Below are 20,498 nucleotides of genomic sequence, written 5' to 3' on the forward strand. Positions count from 1 at the left end.
GCGCGCGCGGCGCTGCGGCCGCGTCGCGCTCTAAACAATTCCCCCATCGCACGCGGGCGCGCCGACAAGGCGGCGCGCATGTCGATACCGACTTCACACTGCTTGCTGACAGACTACTGCATCTCGTTCGAGGCGAAACGCCGCCCGGTTGATGCGCGCGCTTTCGCCTCGATCGACGTTATGCAAGGGCCTCTGCCACTACGGCTTGAATCCAGGCCCGCAAGCGGCTCCCTCGCTGGCTTAGTTACCGAAGTACACCGACTTCGGGCCCGACATCGGCTGAACCACGCCGCCCGCTTGCGACGAACCACTTGTCGCACCACCGTAACCGCTGGTATCGGCGACCGGCTCCTGGGTCTGCGCGACGGCTGGGTTCTGCGCCTGTACGCGCTGTTCGGCAGCCTGAATGTCGGCCGGATAGGTCGAGTCGTTCGACGCACCCGGGTTGTAGCCGGCTTGTTCGACCCGGATCAGATCGGCGCGAACTTCCGCGCGGGTGATGGGCTGTTGGCTCGACTGAGCGAACGAAGCGATCGGAGCGGCGAGCACGGCTGCAATGGCGACTGCCTTGATGAGCGATTTCATGATGATTTACCTCCAGACCTGGTTTTATTTGCGACGCTTGCCACACCATGTGAGAAGCGAGTGATTTCAGTCTAGTCACCAGATCGCCAAGGGAAAACCCTAGATTTCGAGATACATAATTGTCGCAATCGCAAGAATGGGTCGAAATTTACCGCAGACCTCAATCCAAATAGCATGTTTGGCGTAATAATTGTCGGGATCGTAACCCTTTGTGTCTGAAGTTTCAAAAATGCATCTGATCTGAGCGTGTTCTGCCGGCATACGCGTGATCGCCGGGCAAATTTACGCCCTCTTCGGCGCACCGGATTGGGGCGTCAGCAGGAGCTTGCGCGGCCCGCTGACAAAGGCGCTGCCGGGTTCGAAAAACCTGAGCGGCCGATGCATTTCGCGCGACAAGCCAATGCGCGTCGTCACTCCCACCGGTAGTTCGCCCCGCTCCATGACGCCGATCCACAAGCTGCGGCCCGAGCACAGATCCCAGCCGTCGAACGCCGGGCCGATGCCGAGCGCCGTCGTGAGCCGGCCGGGTCCGCGCGCAAGATCGCGCAACGGCACGCCGGGCCGCCGCGCTTCCATGAGCGGCAGGCCTTCGAGCGGCTCGATTGCACGCAACAGAATACCGGCGCCGACCTCCTCGGCTTCGGCGGACATGTTGAGCATGTACGACAGCCCATAGGTGAGCCGCACATACGCGTGACCCGGCGCGAGAAACATCGAACCGTTATGCGGACGTCGGCCCATGAACGCATGACTGGTCGAATCGCCGAGCGGATACGCCTCGGTCTCGACGATGCGTCCGCTCATGCGCCCTTCGGGCAGATCGTGCACGAGGTATTTGCCGATCATGAAGCGCGCGAGTTCGACGGTATCGAGCGGTAATTCGTCACGAAGCAATGGCAGGATGGGAAGTTGATGTTTCCGCATGCGTTAGACCTTATTCTTAAAGCGCATGGTGTGGGACCAAAAGCTATGCAAACGGTATGGGATGGGATGCGTGCAACCGCGCCGTCGCGAGCCGCCAACGGCGCGAGCCAACGCTCTGGTTCCAGCGGTTGAGCGCCATCGGTCAGTTTTCATCGGCCCATTCGTTGTACCAAAACCTCACTTCCGTGCTGCGCTGCCATCACCATGGCACTAATTGGAGTATCGTGTGTTTCCGGCCTGCAGCACAGCCTTTGCCGGCTCGCGTGTGTTTCGGCCCGCCCGAATCAGCATACAGTTTGAAAGCATTCGCACGATCCGCAGCACCGTTCCATTCAGTTTTGATCCCGATGTACCTGCTGGTGTAGCGCACTGCCTCATTCGGGGGCGGTTGTACCCATGACAATAGGAGAGAGTTGAATGAAAGCATTCCCGGCAATCAAGATGATCGGCAGCGCGCTGATCGTTCTCGCGTCCCTCAATGCGTATGCGCAAACCAGCGACGCCGCAGCTCCGGCCGCGGCATCGGAGTCGGCGCAACCGACGGCCAAGCAGACCAAGGCGGCCAATCGCGCCCTGGGACGCAAGGTCCGCACTGCACTGTCGAAGACCAAAGGCCTGAGCGTGGCGAACATCACCGTGCGTGCACGCGGCGGCGCAGTGACGCTGGCTGGCTCCGTGCCCGAGCAGCAGCAAGTCGACCTGGCCACTCAGGCGGCGCAAGGCGTGGCCGGCGTGACGTCGGTCAAGAACGCCCTGACGATTCGTCCGGTCGGCCAGTAATCGAGTGAACCTGCTGTAATCACATAGCCGGACGCCAATGCCCTGTCACAGGGGCGTTGGCACCACCGGAGCGGTTTCGCCGCACGCGGCACCCGTAGTATCCTCGACACACCGGGGTTCGCCCGACATCCCGCGTTTAGCCGACGGAACCTCAATGCCTACCGGTCGCCGTAGCCACCGCGCATTCGTCACACACCAGCCACGTCCGCCACGCGTTATCCGCGCAATTCTGCGTGACCCGATCCCTTTCTCCAGCAGTCGCCGTTTGCGCTACAGCATGCCGGACGCACGCCATCGTCGTGTGTCCCTGAGCATGGACAAAGCCACGATCACGAACAATTATCCTTTATAATTTAATGTGTTAGGGCGTGTTGTTTAGAAGTTGCATGAACATATGCGCTCGCTTCAAGCCAAGGCGGAAGCCGTTCGCGCCCCGCCGGGCCACTCAATACAAGCATTAAAAGGAAGCCCAATGACCACGCCTGCGACCGTTCTGCCCCGCTGGACCATTGCCGTGCCATTCGTCGCGTGGATCGTGGTCGGTATCGCGTATGCCATGCCGGACAGCGGCCTGCTGCTCGTGCTGGTCGGCGTGGCGTTGTGTGCCGCGGTCTTCACGGCGGTGCACCATGCGGAAGTGGTCGCGCATCGGGTCGGCGAACCGTTCGGCACGCTGGTGCTGGCGGTGGCCGTCACTGTGATCGAAGTCGCGCTGATCGTCTCGGTCATGCTCACGTCCGGTCCGGAAAAGGCCGGTCTCGCGCGCGACACGGTATTCGCCGCGGTGATGATCGTCTGCAACGGCATTGTCGGCATTTGCCTGCTGGTGGGCGGTATCCGCCATCGCGAGCAGGATTTTCAAAGCCGTGGCGCCGCTGCGGCGCTGGCCGTGCTCGCGTCGCTGTCCGTGCTGACGCTGGTCATGCCGAACTACACCACCACGAACGTCGGCCCGGTCCTGTCGTCATCGCAACTGGCGTTTGCCGGGGTGTCGTCCCTCGTGCTGTATGGCGTGTTCGTGTTCGTGCAAACCGTGCGCCATCGCGATTACTTTCTGGCCGGCACGCCGGACGAGGACGTCCATGCCGCGCCGCCGAGCGCCGGCCAGGCGATGGCGGCCGGCGGCTTGCTGCTGGTGTGCCTCGTCGCGGTGGTATTGCTTGCAAAGGTGCTCTCGCCGGTGGTCGAAACCGCGGTCAAGAATGCGGGCGCGCCGGCCGCCGTGGTCGGCATTGTGATTGCCGCGCTCGTGTTGCTGCCTGAAGGGCTGGCCGCGGTGCGCGCGGCGCGCGCCGACCGTTTGCAGAACAGCCTGAATCTCGCACTCGGCTCGGCGCTGGCCAGTATCGGCCTGACGATTCCGACCGTCGCCTGCGTCTTTCTGTACACCGGCCAGCCGCTGGTGCTCGGCATCGACGGCAAGGAAACCGTGCTGCTCGTCCTCACGCTGATAGTCGGCACGCTCACGCTCAGCTCAGGCCGCACGACGATTCTGCAAGGCGCCGTGCATCTGTCGCTGTTCGCGGCGTATCTGTTTCTGTCGTTCGCGCCTTGACCTTGGGCGCCAGAGCCTGAAAGAGCGGCGTCGGGTCGGCTGACCCACGCCGCCACGACAACCGGACTACTCTTCCCAGTGCGCCGCGATCCAGTCGCGGAACAGATTCAGCTTCTGCTGATGCGCGACCGAGTCCGGGTAGACGAAGTAGTAACGCCAGCCGGTCTTGAGCACCGTATCGAACGGCCGCACGAGACGCTTGGCCGCGACGTCCTCGTCGATCAGCGCAAGATCGCTGATCGCGACACCGAACCCCTGTAACGCGGCGTTGGTCGCCATATCGAGCGTGTCGAAGCTCGGGCCGTGCTCGGCGTCGATCGCCGCGGCGTGCGCGGCATCGATCTCGGTTACCTTGGCAAGCCACATCTTCCAGTCGCGATGATCGCGCGTGGGATGCAGCAGCGTGTGACGCGCGAGATCAGCCACCTCGGCAAGCGGCTTGTCTTTCAGCAGATCGGGCGCGCACACGGGCGTCAGACGCTCCTCGAACAACGGCACCGCCTGCACGTCCGCCCCCGGCGACGAGCCGTAAATGATTGCGGCGTCGAACGGTTCGAGCTGGAAATCGACGTCGTGCTGCCACGTGGTCGTGATCTGCACGTGCAGTTCGGGATACTCGGCCTGGAAGCGCATGATCTTCGGCAGCATCCAGCGCATCACACAGGTCGGCACTTTCAGCGCGAGATCGGTGCGCTGCCGGGTAAGGCGCAGCGAAATTTCCTCGATGCGCGCGAAGCTCTCCTTCACGGCCGGCAGCAACAATTCCCCTTCGGCGGTGAGCGTCAGGCCTTTCGCGTGGCGCTTGAAGAGCGGAAACTTGTAGTAGTCCTCGAGCGCGATGATTTGCCGGCTGACCGCGCCCTGCGTCAGGCATAGATGGTCGGCGGCGCGCGTGAAACTGCGATGCCGCGCCACGGTTTCGAAAATCTGCAGCGCGTTGAGCGGCGGTAGGCGGCGCATCGTGGGTGTCCAGTACGATCAGGAAAAATCATTGCGTGGGCGTGGCGGCGCGGGTCGTCGCCTGCCGCCAGAATGCCTCTCGCGGGCCTACAGGATACGCGATCACAAATTGCCGCACGAGCAGCGGTGAACACGACGGTCATGCATTCGGCTCATGCCGATGCCACAACTTGCCGTTAACCAGGCCAGCATGCACCGGCACAGGGCAAAACACGTCCGCAACCGCACCAGAACCGAGCTTTCCTCATACCTCCACGAGGGCGCGAATCGTCGACGAAACATGGACGTTAACCCGCATGCGCTACTGCCTCGGCGCTCCCGCCCTCTGACGGGCGTGCGCCGCCCCAGTCGCGCGACGGCCTTCGCATGAGCTTACGTCATGCCCTCCATGCGCATATTTCGTTTGTTGAGGGATTTTGGCAAACCTAGAGTGCATCCACACGCAGCGCAGGCAAGCAACGCAAACGAGCGATGCAGCGGCGGCGGTCACAGCGATATCACCAGGCAACAGGCGTTCAACACAGGAGACCGCCATGGAAGAGATCAAACGGGGTAGAAGGCAGGCCATCAAGTCGATCGGCGCGGCTCTCGCGGCATCCACCTTGCCGATGCCGTTCATCAATCTGCGCGCGCAGGAACACAACTTCAGCGGCAAGACGCTGCGTCTCTTGACGTGGTCGGACGACACGGGCGCCGCCGCTCTGCGCAATATCGCCGCCACGTTCACGGCGAAAACCGGCGCCAAAGTGATCGCCGACCGCGCCGACGGCACCTCCGGCATGGTCGCGAAGGTCAAGGCCGCGGGCGATCGTCCCACCTACGACGTCATCACCTTGGCCGGCGTCGGCGCAGCCGGTCTCGGCGACGCCGGTCTGCTGATGAAGCCCGATCTGGACAAGCTGCCGAACCTGAAAGACGTCGCGGCGCAGTACCGCACGGGCGCGAACGGCTTCGGCGTCGGCTACCTGCTGTGGTCGGACGGGTTGATCTACAACACGTCGACAGTCAAGACCGCGCCGGCATCGTACGAAGCATTGTGGGATCCCAAATACGCCGGCCGCCTGTTCCTGCCGCCGCCCGAGTGGGCCGAAGCGGTGGACCTGGCGATCATCGCCGCGAAGATGAACGGCGGTTCGCAGCAGAACATCGAGCCGGGTTTCAAGAAACTGATGCTGTTGAAAGATCGCGTGATGACGCTCGGCGAGAACCCGAACCAGGTGGCCGATCTGTTCCGCACCGGGTCGCTCGATATCGGCGGCATCTATTCGCCAGCGTTCTTCCCCAACCAGATCCGCAAGCCCGAGTACAAGATGGGCGTGACCTACGGCATGAAGGAAGGCTTCGCCACGCAGCTGATGTTCACCGTGATCCCCAAGGCGCATCCGGGCGACAGCGATCTGATCCACGCCTTCATCAACCATTCGCTCGACGCGGGCGTGCAAGGCCGCATGGCCGCCGACGTGCTGAACGGCCCGGTCAATTCGAAAGCGGTGATTCCCGCCGAGAGCCGCGCGTTCGTGCCGAGTCCGCAGCAGATCGCCGAGAAAGCCGTGCTGCATGACGACAAGGCGCTCGCCGTGGTGCAGCCGGCGTGGATCAAGCGTTACACCGAAATCTTCTCGGCATGACCGCGATGCTCGCGCGCTTTTCGCGGCGTGCTTCACCGGCGTCCGATCCGGCCTCGGACGCCGCGGCGGGCGCGTCCAGTCTCGGACCGGACACGCCTGCCGCCAACGCGATGGCAAAGGCGCGGCCGTGGCTACTGCTCGCGCCGATCCTGCTGTTTCTCGCCATCCTCGGCGCGGCGGCGCTGGTCGTGCTGCGCATGAGTTTCGGCACGCAGGGCAACGAGTGGCGCGGCTTCACGCTGCAAAACTACACGGACCTGCTCGACGGCTACTTCATGAAGTCGTTGTGGCTCACGTTGAAGCTCGCGTTCCAAAGCATGATCTGCGCAGTGCTGCTGGCGATTCCGGTCGCACTGGCGATGGCGCGCACGAAGTCGCGGCTCGCACGGCGGCTTCTGCTCGCGGGCGTACTGCTGCCGCTGCTCGTCAATCTGCTGCTGCAAGGCTATGGCTGGCTGATCATTCTCGGGCCGGCCGGCCTGCTCAATCACGCGCTGCTCGGCAGCGGCCTCGTGCAACGTCCGTTGATGTGGCTTTACCGCGAAAACGGCGTGCTGCTCGGCTTGATCCAGACGGCGTTTCCGCTCGCCGTGCTGCCGCTCTCGAGCGCGATGCGCGCGGTCTCGAGTTCCTACGAAGAAGCCGCCGCCACGCTCGGCGCGACGCGCTGGCAAACGCTGCGTCACGTGCTGTTGCCGCTCGCCATGCCCGGTCTCGTGTCCGGCGCGCTGCTCGTATTCGCCTATAACGCGAGCGCGTTCGCCGTGCCGCTGCTGCTCGGCGGACGACGCGTGCCGATGCTCGCCGTGCTAGTCCACGATCAGGTCGCGCCCTTGCTGAACTGGCCGGCGGCCTCCGCGTCGGGTGTCGTTTTGATGGTCGCCACGTTGACGGTGATGGCGCTGTCGCAGCGCCTCGTGCGCCGTACGCAGCGTCTCGCCGAGGAGCCTCACGCATGAGCACGCCCATTCAAACCGCGCCGCCGCCGCGCTTGCAACCGCGTGCACCACGCTTGCCGGCTGTCATGCCCGGCCAGCTCGGCAAGGCCACCGCCCTGCTCGCGGCTATCGTTCTGTTCCTCGCCGCGCTGCCGATCCTCACGATGATCACGATGTCGTTCAGCGCGGCCGACACGCTCGAATTCCCGCCGCATGCCTACGGCTTGCACTGGTATCGCGCCGCGTGGCACAGCTTCGTGTCGCCGGACGCGAGCGACACGCTGTCGATGGGCGGCGCATTGCGCACGAGCCTGATCGTCGCGCTATCGACCATGGTGATCGCCACGCTCGTCTCGGTGCCCGCCGCCTACGCGTTGAGCCGCTACCGCTTTCGCGGCAAGCCCGCGGTCGAACAACTGGTCGCGTTGCCGCTCGTCTATCCGCTCGTGATGCTCGGCCTGTCGCTGCTGTTGGTGTTCAACGTGCTGCCGGTCGAACTCGGCGTGTTCCGCCTGATCATCGCGCACGTGATTCTGGCGCTGCCGTTCACCGTGAAAAATTGCGCGGCGTCGGTCGCCTCGATTGGTCCGGAGTTCGAAGAGGCTGCCTGCGTGATGGGCGCGAGTCCCAGCCGCGCGCTCGTCGACGTGATCCTGCCGCTGATGCGCCCCGGCATTCTCGCCGGCATGCTGTTCGCGTTCATCATCTCGTTCAACGAATTCACGGTCACGTTCTTCCTGTACGGCATCGATACGATGACGCTGCCGGTGTGGCTCTACAGCCGCACGGTGTCGTCGCTCGATCCGACCGTGTTCTGTTTCGCCGTGTTCATCGTCGCGATCGACTTCGCGCTGATCTGGCTGCTCGAAAAGCTGATCGGCGACGAAGGCGTCGCTTTGTGATCGCGCTCTCATGACGCCCTCTTCTTGCTGGAGCATCCGATGACCCATTTAACGTTGCAGGCCGTGACCCGGCGCTTCGGCGCGGCCCATGCCGTCGACAGCGTCGATCTGAGCGTGCCCGACGGCAAGCTGGTGTGCTTCCTCGGCCCGTCCGGCTGCGGCAAGACCACCCTGCTGCGGATGATCGCCGGCCTGGAAACGCCGACCTCGGGCAGCATCCATTTCGCCGGGCGCGACATCACGCGACTGCCGGCGAACCAGCGCGACTTCGGCATGGTGTTCCAGTCGCTCGCACTGTTTCCGCACATGACGGTCGCGCAGAACATCGCGTATCCGCTGAAGCTGCGCAAGACCGCGAAGGACCAGCAGACGCGCCGAGTGGCCGAGTTGCTGGAACTGATCCAGTTGCCGCACATGGCGAACCGGCCGGTCACGCAACTCTCCGGCGGCCAGCGCCAGCGCGTGGCGATTGCGCGCGCGATCGCCTCGCAGCCGAAACTGCTGTTGCTCGACGAACCGCTCTCCGCGCTCGACGCCAAGCTGCGTGAAGCCATGCAGGTGGAGATCCGCCTGCTGCAACAGCGTCTCGGCATCACGACGATCATGGTCACGCACGACCAGCGCGAAGCAATGACGATGGCCGACGAGATCGTCGTGATGGAGAAAGGCCGCATCGCACAGGTCGGCAAGCCGCTCGATATCTATCGCGATCCGGTCAGCGAGTTCGTCGCAGACTTCATCGGTCTCGGCAATATCCTGCCGGTCACCTACGACGGCGCGGGCGGTGTGAGCCTGCCGGGCGGCCGGCGCATCAGCGTGGTGCAACCGGCGCGCGTGCCGGAGTCCAGCAGCGATATCCGCCTGCTGATCCGCCCGGAAGACGTGTGCGTGAAAGCCGCGTCCGACGCCGCGGGTCCGAACCGGCTGCAAGGCACCGTGACGTTTATCCGCGACGTGGGCGCGTCGCTCGAAGCGACCATCGACTGCGCCGGCTTCATCTTGACCGCCGCCACCACGCCGCGCGAAACGCCGGGGCTTACGCTCGGCATGCCGGTGCTCGCGGAATTGCCGCCTCATGCGTGCAAACTGATCGCCGCGCGAGTCGGGCATTGAAGCGCACTGACTCCCACTGAATCGCACGCCACTCAAACCCATTCCAATACCGACATTTTCGACAGAGGAAAGATCATGAACCACCGCCCCGCTGCCCCAACCCGCACCCGCCGCGTGTTCGCCACGCTCGCCGCGACGCTCGCCTTCACCGCCCTCGGCGCACTGTGCGCGTTGCCGTCGGCCGCGCATGCGGACGCGCTCGACAACATCGCCAAGTCGGGTACGGTGCGCATCGGCGTGTTCGAGGACTACCCGCCGTTCGGCTCGATCGGCCCGGACATGAAGCCGATGGGCTACGACATCGACGTCGCCAACCTGATCGGCAAGGCGCTCAACGCCAAGGTCGAACTCGTGCAGGTGACGGGCGACAACCGCATGGCCTACCTCGCCGACCACAAGGCGGACATGCTGCTGTCGGTCGGCCAGACGCCGGAGCGCGAAAAAGTGATCGACTTCTCGCAACCGTACGCGCCGTACTACCTCGCCGTGTTCGGCCCGAAAGCCCTGCCTGTGAAGAACGCCGCCGACCTCGCCGGCAAGTCGATTTCGGTTGCGCGCGGCACGCTGGAAGACCTGAGCGTGACCAAGATCGCGCCGCCCACGGCGAACATCAAACGCTTCGACGATCCTAACGGCGCAATTTCGGCGTTTCTTTCTGGTCAGGTACAGTTGATGGTAGTCGGCAACGACGTCGGCGCCACGATTCTCGCGCGTCATCCCGCCAACGATCCCGAGCAGAAGTTCTCGCTGTTCAGCTCGCCGGATCACGTCGGTTTGAACAAGAACGAGCCGCGTCTGAAGCAGAAGGTCGACGAAACGATTGCCAAGGCCCGCAAGGACGGCACCATGAACGCGATTTCGCAGAAGTGGCTGCGTGCGCCGCTGCCGGCCGACCTCTGAACCTTTTTTGCGCGGACCACGAAGCGTGGTCCGCGCCGGAGTTTGACCTCACGATGAGCGCCACGCCATGACCTATGCGTTCGATTTCAGCGGCTTCGGCCTCTATGCGGGGATGCTCGCGCGCGGCGTCGCCGTGACCTTGGGACTGACAGCCGTCTCCACCGTGCTCGGCGGGATCGTCGGCATTGCCGGTGCGAGCGTGGCGGTGGCCGGGCCGAAATGGGCGCGCTGGGTGGTGGCGAGTTACGTGGAATTGATCCGCAACACGCCGTTCATCGTGCAGTTGTTCTTCGTGTTCTTCGGTTTGCCGAGTCTCGGCATTCATATCGATGAAGTGCAGGCCGCGATTCTCGCCATGACCGTCAATCTCGGCGCTTACGCCATCGAGATCGTGCGCGCCGGCATCGACTCGATTTCACGCGGCCAGGTGCAGGCGGCGCAGGCTCTCGGTCTGCATGGGCGACAAGTGTTTCGCTTCATCGTGCTGCCGCAGGCCATCGCCAACGTGTTTCCCGCGCTGCTGAGCCAGGTGCTGATCGTGATGCTCGGCTCGGCGGTGGTCTCGCAGATCTCCGTGCCCGATCTCACGTACGCGGCCAACTTCATCCAGTCGCGCAACTTCCGCTCGTTCGAGAGCTACCTGATCATCACCGCGACGTATCTGGTGCTGTCGATCGTGCTGCGGCAAATCCTCAACCGGCTCGGTCGTGGTCTGTTCGCGGGCCGTGCGGCGCGCGGCAACGAGAGCGCGCCGCGTAACTGGCGCAACCGCCTGATGTGGCGTGGCGCCCGCACCCTGCCCACGGAGCGTTGATCATGGTCGAATTCACGCTGTGGGACATTGCCCGCAATCTGTTGCTCGCCGCCCGCTGGACGGTGCTGCTGTCGTTGATCGCGTTTGTAGGCGGCGGTATTGTCGGCCTGATTCTGCTCGCGATGCGCGTGTCGCCGATCGCCTGGCTGCGGCGCATCGTCGTGGTGTATGTGGAAGTGTTTCAGGGCACGCCGCTCCTGATGCAGCTCTTTCTGGCGTTTTTCGGCTTGCCGCTGCTCGGTGTCGACGTGTCGCCGTGGGTCGCGGCCACCGTCACTTTGACGCTTTATACGAGCGCCTATCTGGTCGATATCTGGCGCGGCTGTGTGGAAGCCGTGCCGCGTGGTCAGTGGGCCGCGGGTGCGAGTCTCGGTATGACGTTCGCCCAGCAGTTGCGCTATATCGTGTGGCCGCAGGCGCGGAAAATCGCGGTGGCGCCGACGGTCGGCTTTCTCGTGCAAGTGGTGAAAAGCACGGCGCTCGCGTCGATCATCGGCTTCACCGAATTGACCAAGACCGGCACCATGATCACCAACGCCGCGTTCCGCCCGTTCCCGATCTACGGCATGGTCGCAATGATCTACTTCGCGATGTGCTTCCCGCTGACGTGGTACGCGCGGGTGTTGGAGAAACGACAGAAGGTGGGCCAGCATCGTTGAAATTGGCTGCAGCGTGTGAATAAATAAAGCGGCAACCGTGCAGAACGGTTGCCGCTTTTTTATTACTGCCGTGAGAGGACTAGCGAGCCGCGTGTGTCGACTTGCGCAACTTCGCCACGTCGTCCGCAGTCACCGCCGGCGCGCCGTTGTTCCACCCGGCTCGCACGAAGGTCAGCACATCGGCGATCTGCTGGTCGTTGAGCACCGGCGCGTACTTCGGCATCGGATACGGCGCGGGAATGCCGCCAATCACCAGGTCCTCGGTGCCGTTCAGCGTCACGTTGATCAGCGACGACGGATCCTTCTCCAGCACGTTCGGATTGCCGGACAAGGGCGCCAGCATCGGTGCGAAGCCGCGTCCGTCGACACCGTGGCAGTGCATGCAATACGCCGTATAGACCCGCGCGCCGGCATCGTTCGCGGGACGGTTCAGCGACACCTTCGTCGCCTGCGGGTCGTACTTATAAGGCGGCGCACCGCTGCCGCCCGCCGGCGGCAGCGACTTCAGATACGTCGACATGGCGGCGATGTCCGTATCGTTCATGCCCTGCGTGCTGTTGTTGATCACGCTGGTCATCGAACCGAACGCCGAGGCATGGCGATTCGCGCCGGTCTTCAGAAACGCCTGCAGGTCCTGATCGTTCCAGCGGCCGAGACCGACGTTCTGCTCGCCGGTGAGGTTCGCCGCGAACCAGCCGTCGAGCAGGCCGCCGGTGAGGAACGCGCTGCCGCTTTCATCGAGCGCCTTCTCCTGGAACGCGATGCCGCGCGGCGTGTGGCACGAACCGCAGTGCCCGAGCCCCTGAATCAGATACGCGCCGCGATTCCAGGCCACGTCCTTGCCCGGCTTGTCCTGATAGACGCCTTTCTCCAGGAAGACCATGTTCCAGAACTTCAACGGCCAGCGCATGTTCATCGGCCACTTGATGTCGGGCTCGCGATTCGCCTGCTGCACCGGCGCCACGCCGCTCATGAAATACGCGTACAGCGCTTTCATGTCGTCGTCGTTGACCTTGGCGTACGACGGATACGGCATCGCCGGATAGAGGTTGTGGCCGTCTTTGGCGACGCCTTCGCGCATCGCCCGCGCGAAGTCCTCTTCTGTATAGCCGCCGATGCCGGTCTGCTGGTCGGGCGTGATGTTGGTGGTGTAGATCTGGCCCATCGGCGTGGTCATCGGCAGGCCGCCCGCGAACGGCTTGCCCTTCGGTGCCGTGTGACAGGCGACGCAGTCGCCGACCTTCGCCAGATAAGCGCCGCGTTGGACCAACGCCTGATCCGCTGCCAGCGCCGGCGTCTGCGCGAGGAACGGCAGCGTAACGCACAACGCCGCACCGAAACCCTTCAGAGTGTTTTTCATGTCGGGCTCCGATCAGGCGGTTTGCAGTTGGCTGCCAACCGGCAATTGCCGCAGCCGCTTGCCGGTGGCCGCAAAAATCGCGTTGGTCAGCGCGGGCGCAAGCGCCGCCGTGCCGGGTTCGCCGATACCGCCGGGCGCCTCGCTGCTCTTCACGATATGCACCTCGATCGGCGGCGTCTGATCGATGCGCAGCATCCGGTAGTCGGTGAAGTTGTTCTGCTCGACGCGGCCGTCCTTGATCGTGATCTCGCTGTAGAGCGCCGCCGTGATGCCGAAGATGATGCCGCCCTGCACCTGCGCTTCGATCGTGTTCGGATTGACCACCATGCCGCAATCGACCGCGCACACCACGTGCTTGACCGCCACCTCGCCCTGATCCACCGCGACGTCGACGACGATCGCAAAGAAGCTGCCGAACGCATGCATGACCGACACGCCGCGCCCCTGTCCCTTCGGCAGCGCGCTGCCCCAGTTCGCCGCCTGCGTGGCGACGTTGAGCACGTTCAGCGCGCGCGGTGTCTTACCGAGCAGATCCTGACGGTATTTGACGGGATCGACTTTGGCCTGCGCCGCGAGTTCGTCGATGAAACTCTCCACCACGAAGGTGCCGCGCGTCGGTCCCACGCCGCGCCAGAATGCGGTGGGCACCGCGTGCGGCTCCTCGCGAACGTAGTCGATCAACTGGTTGGGCAAGTCGTACGGTAAATCCGAAGCGACTTCGACCGCATCCGGATCGATACCGTTCTTGAAGGCGGGCGGTGCAAAACGCGCCAATATCGACGAACCGACGATCCGATGCTGCCACGCGACCGGTTTGCCGTTCGCGTCGAGCCCGGCCGAAATCTTGTCGTAGTAATACGGGCGGTACATGTCGTGCTGAATGTCTTCTTCGCGCGTCCAGACCACCTTCACCGGCGTCGACACCTGTTTGGCGACCTTCACGGCTTGCGTGACCATGTCGAACTCGAGCCGCCGCCCAAAGCCGCCGCCGATCAGATGGTTGTGCACGACGATCTTGTCGGCGGGCAAGCCCGTGACCGCCGCGGCGGCATCCACCACGCGCGTCGGCACCTGCGAGCCGAGCCAGACATCGCAACCGTCGGGGCGCACGTGCACCGTGCAGTTGATCGGCTCCATGGTGGCGTGCGCGAGGAACGGCTGCTGATACACGGCGTCGACGCGCGTCTTCGCACTGGAGAAAGCATTGCCGACGTCGCCGTCCTTGCGCGCCACCGCGCCGTTGCGTTGCGAGGCGTTGGCGAGATCGTCGACGATCTGCTTCATCGACAGATTCGCGCCCGCACCCTCGTTCCACTTGATGACGAGCGCCTGCACGCCGCGCTTGGCGGCCCACGTGTGGTCGCCGATCACCGCGACCGCGTTGTCGATCTTGATGACCTGGCGCACGCCGGGGATTTTTTTCGCATTGGTGTCGTCGACGCTGGCGAGCGTGCCGCCGAACACCGGGCAGTTCGCAATCGCCGCGTAGACCATGTCGGGCACGCGTACATCGAGGCCGAACATCGCGGTGCCGTCCACTTTCTCCGGTGAATCGAGGCGCTTGACCGCCGTGCCGATCAGCTTGAAGTCCTTCGGGTCCTTCAGCTTGACGTCTTGCGGCGCAGGCAGACCGGCGGCCACGGTCACCAGTTGACCATAGCCGACACTGCGCTTGCTGGCCTCGTGGATCACCTGCCCAGCCTGCGCATGGCAGCTTGCCGGATCGACCTGCCATTGCTGCGCGGCCGCGCCGATCAGCATGGTGCGCGCGGTGGCGCCCGCTTTGCGCATCGGCTCCCACGCATAGCGGATCGAGGTCGAGCCGCCCGTGAGCTGGCCGCCGAGCAGCGGGTCCATGAAGAGCTTTTCATTCGGCGGCGCGTGATCGATAGTGACCGCGTCGAGCGGCACTTCGAGTTCTTCGGCGATCAGCATCGGAATCGACGTGTAGACGCCCTGGCCCATCTCGACCTTCGGAATCACGAGCGTGACCTTGCCCGCAGTATCGATCTGGATAACGGCGTTCGGTGCGAAGACGCCGCTTTGCGGTGTTTCGACACCGTCGCCGCCGATCACCGATTTGCCGGCCTTCTGATCCTGGCTCGCGGCCGGCATGCTGAAGCCGAGCAACAGGCCACCGCCTGCCGCCGCGCCTACCGTCACGCCAAATTTCAGAAAGGTGCGTCGTGAAAAGCCACGTGCGGCACGCGCGCCGCTCTGTGCATCGAGCAATCCCTGGGACATGTCATGCCCCCTTTGCGGCGTGCTTGATCGCCGCGCGGATGCGGTTATAGGTCCCACAGCGGCAGATATTGCCGGCCATGGCGGCGTCGATGTCCGCATCGGTAGGATTAGGGTTGCTCGCCAGCAGCGAAGCCGCCGACATCACCTGCCCCGACTGACAGTAGCCGCATTGCACCACGTCCAGTTGACGCCAGGCCTGCTGCACCTTCTGACCGGCCGGCGTGCTGCCCACCGCTTCGATCGTGGTGATCTTGCGGTCGCCAACAGCCGCCGCCGGCAACACGCACGAGCGTACCGCCACGCCATCGAGGTGCACCGTGCAGGCTCCGCATTGCGCGATGCCGCAACCGAACTTCGTGCCGGTCAGACCGACCAGATCGCGTAAGACCCACAGGAGGGGCATGTCGGGCGGCGCGTCGACGGTGTGCGTCTGGCCATTGATATTCAGCGTTGTCATTGAGCGGCTCCGAGTGGGGTTTATTGTTTATCAGGTTGTTTAGGCAGAGACGTCGAACCAAAACGTAAAGACTCGCCGCGTTTATTCGACAAGCCGGACTAATGCGCGCTGCGGCTTTCCAGTCGTTTAAAACGGCGGTGAATGCATGGGCGCGAACGCGCCAATACTGATCGGCGAATTGTAGACGCCCTTTAAAAAGTTCGCCTCGAAGCTGCATGCCGCCAGCCGGCTGGAAGATTCTCGCGGGCGCCGATCGCGTGGCTGAAAGGTGTTTTTAATCGGCGGAAACTATCCGCGCGGCGGTTCGAGCGGCCGGCCTTTATACGATCAGTGAATCTTGTTGAATCAATGCCGGGCGATTTTGTTAGCATGGATCCGGTCTGACTGACTATCCGAAGGAGCAGCACACATGAACGACTCGCAATGCACTCAATTCCTCTCGGACATTCGCCGACCGCTATTGGCGCTGCACAAAGCCATCCTCGATCACGAGCGTGCCGTGTACGAAAAGGAATTCGGCCCGGTCACGCCGGCGGCTTTCCTGCAGGTGCTCATCAACGGTTCGGGGTTCCGCTGGCTCACGCCGCTCTCGACGATCATTGCGAACGTCGACGAAATTCTCGACGATAAGGAAGCCGAAGCCGCCGACCGCACCGCCGCGGCCGAAGCGGTGACCGGGCTCTTCTCGCCCGACCAGCCGAACAATGCTTTCCTGCCGCGCTATCTGCCGCTATTGCAGGCCGATCCGGCGATCCTGCATCAGCATGGCCAGGTGTCGCAGCTGTTGCGCGGGATTGAATCGAAGTAGCCGGTTGCGCGCGGCTTCGTGTGCTCGCGTCGTGCGGGTTCGGGCCGCGCGTTGCTTGCGCGTGGTTTGCGCGTGGTTTGCGATTCGCTGTCGGCATGGTCGCGAGCGCGGCGCGCAGCGTTCATGCGGCCTCGGCTCCCGAATTTCCTCACCATTGAAAAGCGCGCGTTTCGATCGAGCGGGACTCGTCTGCATGACGGCGGCACGGCGGCGGCGTTGACGGATTACCAGGCTTTTTGAATGCGGCCAACGCAACGAGGCCTTATTTCAGGCCAATTTATGCACGATTCGTAAGAGTGTGTGGTGTGCGGTGGATTCGTTTGCCGTTGAAACGAGTGCGCGACCGAGTCAAGGTTGAATTTGCCTGGCTTTGCTGACTAAAACAAAGGTGAGCTTCTGCGGGAGGCATCCTGATGCAGGCTACGAAAAGCCGGTCAGCATGCTTCACAAAGCCCTGCTAAGGTAAGCAGACTTTCTTGCGACGCTCATCGCTATGCAAAACTGGCCGCTCCCCGAAAGCTATACCTTCCGCGATCAAGCCGTGCGCTTCAACGTGAGCGGCAATGGCCCGCCGCTGGTGCTGGTTCACGGCACGCCCTTTTCTTCGTATGTGTGGCACCGCATTGCTCCGCATCTCGCGCAGACTCGCACCGTCTATTACTACGATCTGCTCGGCTATGGACAATCCGAACAGTGCGACGGCCAGGACGTCTCGCTCGGCGTGCAGAATGGTTTGCTGGCGGAATTGCTCGCGCATTGGCAACTGGAAAGCCCGGATGTCATCGCGCACGATTTCGGCGGCGCGACTTCATTGCGCGCCCATCTGATCGACGGCTGCGACTATCGCAGCCTCACGCTGATCGATCCGGTGGCGGTCGCGCCGTGGGGTTCGCCGTTCGTGCGGCATGTGCGCGAACACGGTGACGCGTTTGCCGGACTGCCGTCCTACATCCACGAGGCGGTGGTGAAGGCGTACGTGCGCGGCGCGATCGCGCGCGAGATTCCGGATGACGAACTCGCGCCCTATGTGACGCCCTGGCTCGGCGCAACGGGTCAAGCCGCGTTTTACCGGCAGATCGCGCAAATGGATCAGCGCTACACCGACGAGGTCGAGGCGCGCTACCCGCAGCTACGCTGTCCGGTGCAGATTCTGTGGGGCGAAGAGGACCAGTGGATTCCACTGGCGCGCGGCCGTCAACTGGCCGCGGCCATACCGGAAGCGCGCTTTCAGTCGGTGCCGAAAGCCGGCCACCTGATGCAGGAAGACGCGCCGGAAGCGATCGTTGCCGCGGCGCTGCTGTGGCTGGATTGAGGTCGCGCGCCTAGCCGCGTCCGTGCGGCAGGTACGGCATGGGATCGATCGGCTTGCCGTCGCGGCGCAATTCGAAGCCCACGGAAACGCGCGAATTGTTTTCGTCGCCCATCTCGGCGATCTGCTGTCCTTGCACGACAATGTCGCCGGTTTTGACCAGCAGCTTGCGGTTGTGCGAGTAGGCGGTCAGAAAGTCCTTGTTGTGCTGGACGATGATGAGGCTGCCGTAGCTGTTCAGGCCCGTGCCGGCGTACATCACCTTGCCGTCGGCCGCGGCCCGCACCGGATCGCCCGGCTTGCCGCCGATTTCGATGCCACGCGTTTCGCCCGGCTGGAATCCTTCGACCACGCGCCCGCCCGCCGGCCAGGCTAGTGATACGCCGTTCGCGTGCCGCGCGGTTTGCTGCGCGACTTCGCGTGCTTCAGCGGCACTAAGCGTCGGCGACTGCACGGCCTGGGCGGACTGCGACGTTGACTGCGTCGCACCCGACGTGGTGCTCGGCGCCGTCGCTTGCTGCGCCGCAACCGAAGTCGCCGGCGTGGACGCCGCGGCGGCCTTCGCTGCCGCATTAGCCGCGTTCACCGCCCGCACCGTTTCCGGCGACGCGACGTGCAAGACCTGTCCCGACTTCAAGTGCGAGGACGCCTTCAATCCATTCCAGGCCTGCAACTGCTTCACGCTGCAATGATGATGCTGCGCGACGCGCGCCAAGGTGTCGCCACGTTTGACGCGATACACCAGTGGCGGCGATTTCTTGAGCAGCGCGCTCTGCTCGGGGGTGATCGCGGGCGGCGCGGCCGCCGTCGCATCGGCTGCCGGCGCGCTTGCCGCCGGCACGCTGGACGCAGCCGCCGCGGCTGTCTGCGCGTCCTGCTGGCCCACATTCGCACAACCGCTGACCGCCAGCGCGACCCATACGCCAGCGAGACTGGCCATCTTTGTTCTGTCGAAGCGCTTTCCCATCTTGTTCGACTCCTGCCTCGTTCATTGGCGAGCCGGATGCCGCCTTGTCGCGTGCGATGCGCGCGCCCGAACGGCGCGCTGCTTTCCCCTGCGACACGGCAAAGCCGCCTCGTGCGGCGCTCACCCATGCCCTGCCGACCAACCCAACCCTCGCCTTCACAAGCTGCCGGATGCCCGGGACGCGTACATGCCGCCCGCCAAAACAGCCCATCGTCCGCGAAAAGGGCCAGACTGCCGATTAAAATTCAAGCGGAATTGTAAAGTGCGTTTTATAAAAAACGCGCCAACCCACATACTTTGATACAAACCTTACGCACAGTATTGCGGACATCGTTGCGCGTGCAACGTGTACGGCGGCGCGTGCCCGTCAGGCATCCGCGTGGCCGCCGCAAGTTCGTCATTACCTGACCGCGTTTCATGCGCCGATGGCGGATCAGGCTGCGCATCTGCAAGCCATGCAGGACGCACGCACGCCGAAGCCCAGGCAAGCGCACGATAACGTTTGCATTAACGGCAGAATGGCGTCAAAACTTGAATTGCCAGCGGCGGCGGTAGGCGTCAAGGAGGATCGTGTCGGCGCGCGGACGGCCCGGCGTCCGTCCGGCTCGATGGAACGAGGCTAGCTGTAGTACTGCCCCTGGTACTTCACGTAGCCGATCGGATGATGCGTGAAGTGCAGCACCGGCAGAACGGGATTGCGATTGTCTTCGGTGGGATAGGCGCTGGCGTCGGGGATGTATTCGCCTTGCGCTTCGATTGGCTGCCCTGCCTGCAAATTGGGGATCTCGTGCGCGAGGCCCTCGTTGTCGCCGAAACGCACGGCGACGAAGACCTCGGTGCCCACCAGTTTTTCCGTACCGCCTTCGAACTTCACGACCGTGTCGATCTTGATGACGAAGTGCTGGTGATTGGCGCCGTTGTGATTCTCCGGGCTGGCGAACACCTTGCTGATCGTGCCTTGCACACAGGCCAGCGGCGCGCCCAGCGAATAGACGTAACTATGATGAGGAAGGATCTGCGTCGCGCGATTGTTCATGAAGTCTCCGTGAAAGGAATCTGTCTTGCCTACGGCGAAACGTAAGGCGCGCCGCAAGCCGGCAGCGGCGCGATACCATTTGAGCAGACCGCAGCGCGCGAGTTCATTGCGCGCCGTTCACAGGAGACATCATGACTGAGCCTGCGCAGGCGCAAATCATCAGCGTCCACATCGCGCGTGACTGGCGCGAGGTTTACGCTTTCACATCGGAGCCGGCGGCATTTCCCGAATGGGCATCAGGATTGGGCCGGCCCTTGGGCCATGACGGTGCGACATGGCGTTTCGAAGGCAGCGAAGGCACGACGACCGTGCGCTTTTCCGCGCCGAACGAGTATGGCGTGCTCGACCATTACGTTCTCTTGCCGGACGGCAGCGAGATCTACGTACCGCTGCGGGTGATCGCGAACGGCAGCGGCTGCGATGTGCAATTCACACTGTTTCGCGTGCCCGGCATGACGGACGGGAAATTTGCCGCTGACGCGCAATGGGTCGAACGGGATTTGGGCAAGCTGAAGGCGTTGGTCGAAGGGCGCGATTGACGAAAGTGCGTGCGCGGCCT

Annotated in this window: 20 protein-coding genes; 12 read left to right on the plus strand and 8 right to left on the minus strand. The window is 63.6% G+C overall.

Features of this window, described 5'->3' with window-relative positions:
- Positions 1 to 240: 240 nt before the first annotated feature.
- Both P0D80_RS18675 and P0D80_RS18680 read right to left on the minus strand, forming a co-directional pair.
- Complete coding sequence (locus P0D80_RS18675) at positions 241 to 585, minus strand: DUF4148 domain-containing protein (protein ID WP_408285937.1); 345 nt, start codon at positions 583 to 585, stop codon at positions 241 to 243.
- A gap of 282 nt (positions 586 to 867) precedes the next feature.
- The gene (locus P0D80_RS18680) at positions 868 to 1,509 is read right to left on the minus strand and encodes a DNA-3-methyladenine glycosylase (protein WP_408285939.1); all 642 of its coding nucleotides are present in this window, start codon (positions 1,507 to 1,509) and stop codon (positions 868 to 870) included.
- Between the two features lie 417 nt (positions 1,510 to 1,926).
- Here P0D80_RS18680 and P0D80_RS18685 point away from each other — a divergent pair, with 417 nt between their 5' ends.
- Both P0D80_RS18685 and P0D80_RS18690 read left to right on the plus strand, forming a co-directional pair.
- Complete coding sequence (locus P0D80_RS18685; protein WP_132383043.1) at positions 1,927 to 2,289, plus strand: BON domain-containing protein; 363 nt, start codon at positions 1,927 to 1,929, stop codon at positions 2,287 to 2,289.
- A 472-nt stretch (positions 2,290 to 2,761) separates the two neighbouring features.
- Positions 2,762 to 3,844, plus strand: coding sequence for a calcium:cation antiporter (locus tag P0D80_RS18690; RefSeq protein ID WP_408285941.1), 1,083 nt, complete (start codon positions 2,762 to 2,764; stop codon positions 3,842 to 3,844).
- Between the two features lie 66 nt (positions 3,845 to 3,910).
- Here P0D80_RS18690 and P0D80_RS18695 read toward each other — a convergent pair whose 3' ends face one another.
- On the minus strand, positions 3,911 to 4,804 hold the full coding sequence (locus P0D80_RS18695; RefSeq protein WP_132383039.1) for a LysR substrate-binding domain-containing protein: 894 nt from the start codon (positions 4,802 to 4,804) through the stop codon (positions 3,911 to 3,913).
- 533 nt (positions 4,805 to 5,337) lie between these two features.
- Here P0D80_RS18695 and P0D80_RS18700 point away from each other — a divergent pair.
- From P0D80_RS18700 to P0D80_RS18730, 7 genes are all read left to right on the plus strand, one after another.
- Positions 5,338 to 6,432, plus strand: a complete 1,095-nt coding sequence (locus tag P0D80_RS18700; protein WP_132383037.1) for an ABC transporter substrate-binding protein — start codon at positions 5,338 to 5,340, stop codon at positions 6,430 to 6,432.
- The gene (locus P0D80_RS18705; RefSeq protein WP_408285944.1) at positions 6,429 to 7,391 is read left to right on the plus strand and encodes an ABC transporter permease; all 963 of its coding nucleotides are present in this window, start codon (positions 6,429 to 6,431) and stop codon (positions 7,389 to 7,391) included. The genes P0D80_RS18700 and P0D80_RS18705 overlap by 4 nt, the downstream gene beginning before the upstream one ends.
- Positions 7,388 to 8,272, plus strand: coding sequence for an ABC transporter permease (locus P0D80_RS18710; RefSeq protein WP_132383035.1), 885 nt, complete (start codon positions 7,388 to 7,390; stop codon positions 8,270 to 8,272). The genes P0D80_RS18705 and P0D80_RS18710 overlap by 4 nt, the downstream gene beginning before the upstream one ends.
- A 39-nt stretch (positions 8,273 to 8,311) precedes the next feature.
- Positions 8,312 to 9,385, plus strand: a complete 1,074-nt coding sequence (locus P0D80_RS18715; RefSeq protein WP_408181914.1) for an ABC transporter ATP-binding protein — start codon at positions 8,312 to 8,314, stop codon at positions 9,383 to 9,385.
- Between the two features lie 75 nt (positions 9,386 to 9,460).
- Positions 9,461 to 10,285 (plus strand): transporter substrate-binding domain-containing protein, encoded by an 825-nt coding sequence (locus P0D80_RS18720; RefSeq protein WP_408285946.1) that lies wholly within the window; start codon positions 9,461 to 9,463, stop codon positions 10,283 to 10,285.
- A 67-nt stretch (positions 10,286 to 10,352) separates the two neighbouring features.
- Positions 10,353 to 11,099 (plus strand): amino acid ABC transporter permease, encoded by a 747-nt coding sequence (locus tag P0D80_RS18725; RefSeq protein ID WP_106277825.1) that lies wholly within the window; start codon positions 10,353 to 10,355, stop codon positions 11,097 to 11,099.
- Positions 11,100 to 11,101: 2 nt separating this feature from the next.
- On the plus strand, positions 11,102 to 11,758 hold the full coding sequence (locus tag P0D80_RS18730) for an amino acid ABC transporter permease (RefSeq protein ID WP_132383029.1): 657 nt from the start codon (positions 11,102 to 11,104) through the stop codon (positions 11,756 to 11,758).
- A gap of 79 nt (positions 11,759 to 11,837) precedes the next feature.
- On the opposite strand, the gene P0D80_RS18735 is transcribed toward P0D80_RS18730, so the two are convergent.
- Genes P0D80_RS18735 through P0D80_RS18745 form a run of 3 tightly spaced genes read right to left on the minus strand, consistent with a single transcriptional unit; the run spans position 11,838 to position 15,819 of the window.
- Entirely contained in the window at positions 11,838 to 13,118 is a 1,281-nt protein-coding gene (locus P0D80_RS18735; RefSeq protein WP_408285947.1) for a cytochrome c, read from the minus strand.
- Positions 13,119 to 13,130: 12 nt separating this feature from the next.
- On the minus strand, positions 13,131 to 15,362 hold the full coding sequence (locus tag P0D80_RS18740; RefSeq protein ID WP_408285949.1) for a xanthine dehydrogenase family protein molybdopterin-binding subunit: 2,232 nt from the start codon (positions 15,360 to 15,362) through the stop codon (positions 13,131 to 13,133).
- Between the two features lies 1 nt (position 15,363).
- Positions 15,364 to 15,819 (minus strand): (2Fe-2S)-binding protein, encoded by a 456-nt coding sequence (locus P0D80_RS18745; RefSeq protein WP_408252169.1) that lies wholly within the window; start codon positions 15,817 to 15,819, stop codon positions 15,364 to 15,366.
- A gap of 409 nt (positions 15,820 to 16,228) precedes the next feature.
- On the opposite strand from P0D80_RS18745, the gene P0D80_RS18750 reads away from it, so the two are divergent.
- Both P0D80_RS18750 and P0D80_RS18755 read left to right on the plus strand, forming a co-directional pair.
- Positions 16,229 to 16,627 carry a hypothetical protein gene (locus P0D80_RS18750; protein ID WP_132383021.1) on the plus strand — a complete coding sequence of 133 codons (399 nt, stop codon included), beginning with the start codon at positions 16,229 to 16,231 and terminating at the stop codon, positions 16,625 to 16,627.
- 493 nt (positions 16,628 to 17,120) lie between these two features.
- Positions 17,121 to 17,939: an alpha/beta fold hydrolase gene (locus P0D80_RS18755; RefSeq protein WP_408285950.1), complete on the plus strand. Its 819-nt coding sequence runs from the start codon at positions 17,121 to 17,123 to the stop codon at positions 17,937 to 17,939.
- Positions 17,940 to 17,949: 10 nt separating this feature from the next.
- Here the strand turns inward: P0D80_RS18755 and P0D80_RS18760 are convergent, their stop codons facing one another.
- Positions 17,950 to 18,903 carry a peptidoglycan DD-metalloendopeptidase family protein gene (locus P0D80_RS18760; RefSeq protein WP_408178351.1) on the minus strand — a complete coding sequence of 318 codons (954 nt, stop codon included), beginning with the start codon at positions 18,901 to 18,903 and terminating at the stop codon, positions 17,950 to 17,952.
- Positions 18,904 to 19,522: 619 nt separating this feature from the next.
- Complete coding sequence (locus P0D80_RS18765) at positions 19,523 to 19,939, minus strand: hypothetical protein (protein WP_408178352.1); 417 nt, start codon at positions 19,937 to 19,939, stop codon at positions 19,523 to 19,525.
- A 131-nt stretch (positions 19,940 to 20,070) separates the two neighbouring features.
- On the opposite strand from P0D80_RS18765, the gene P0D80_RS18770 reads away from it, so the two are divergent.
- Positions 20,071 to 20,478 carry an SRPBCC family protein gene (locus P0D80_RS18770; protein WP_408285953.1) on the plus strand — a complete coding sequence of 136 codons (408 nt, stop codon included), beginning with the start codon at positions 20,071 to 20,073 and terminating at the stop codon, positions 20,476 to 20,478.
- Positions 20,479 to 20,498 lie beyond the last annotated feature (20 nt).

The organism is Paraburkholderia sp. RL17-373-BIF-A, from assembly GCF_046030175.1.
Classification (GTDB): Bacteria; Pseudomonadota; Gammaproteobacteria; order Burkholderiales; family Burkholderiaceae; genus Paraburkholderia.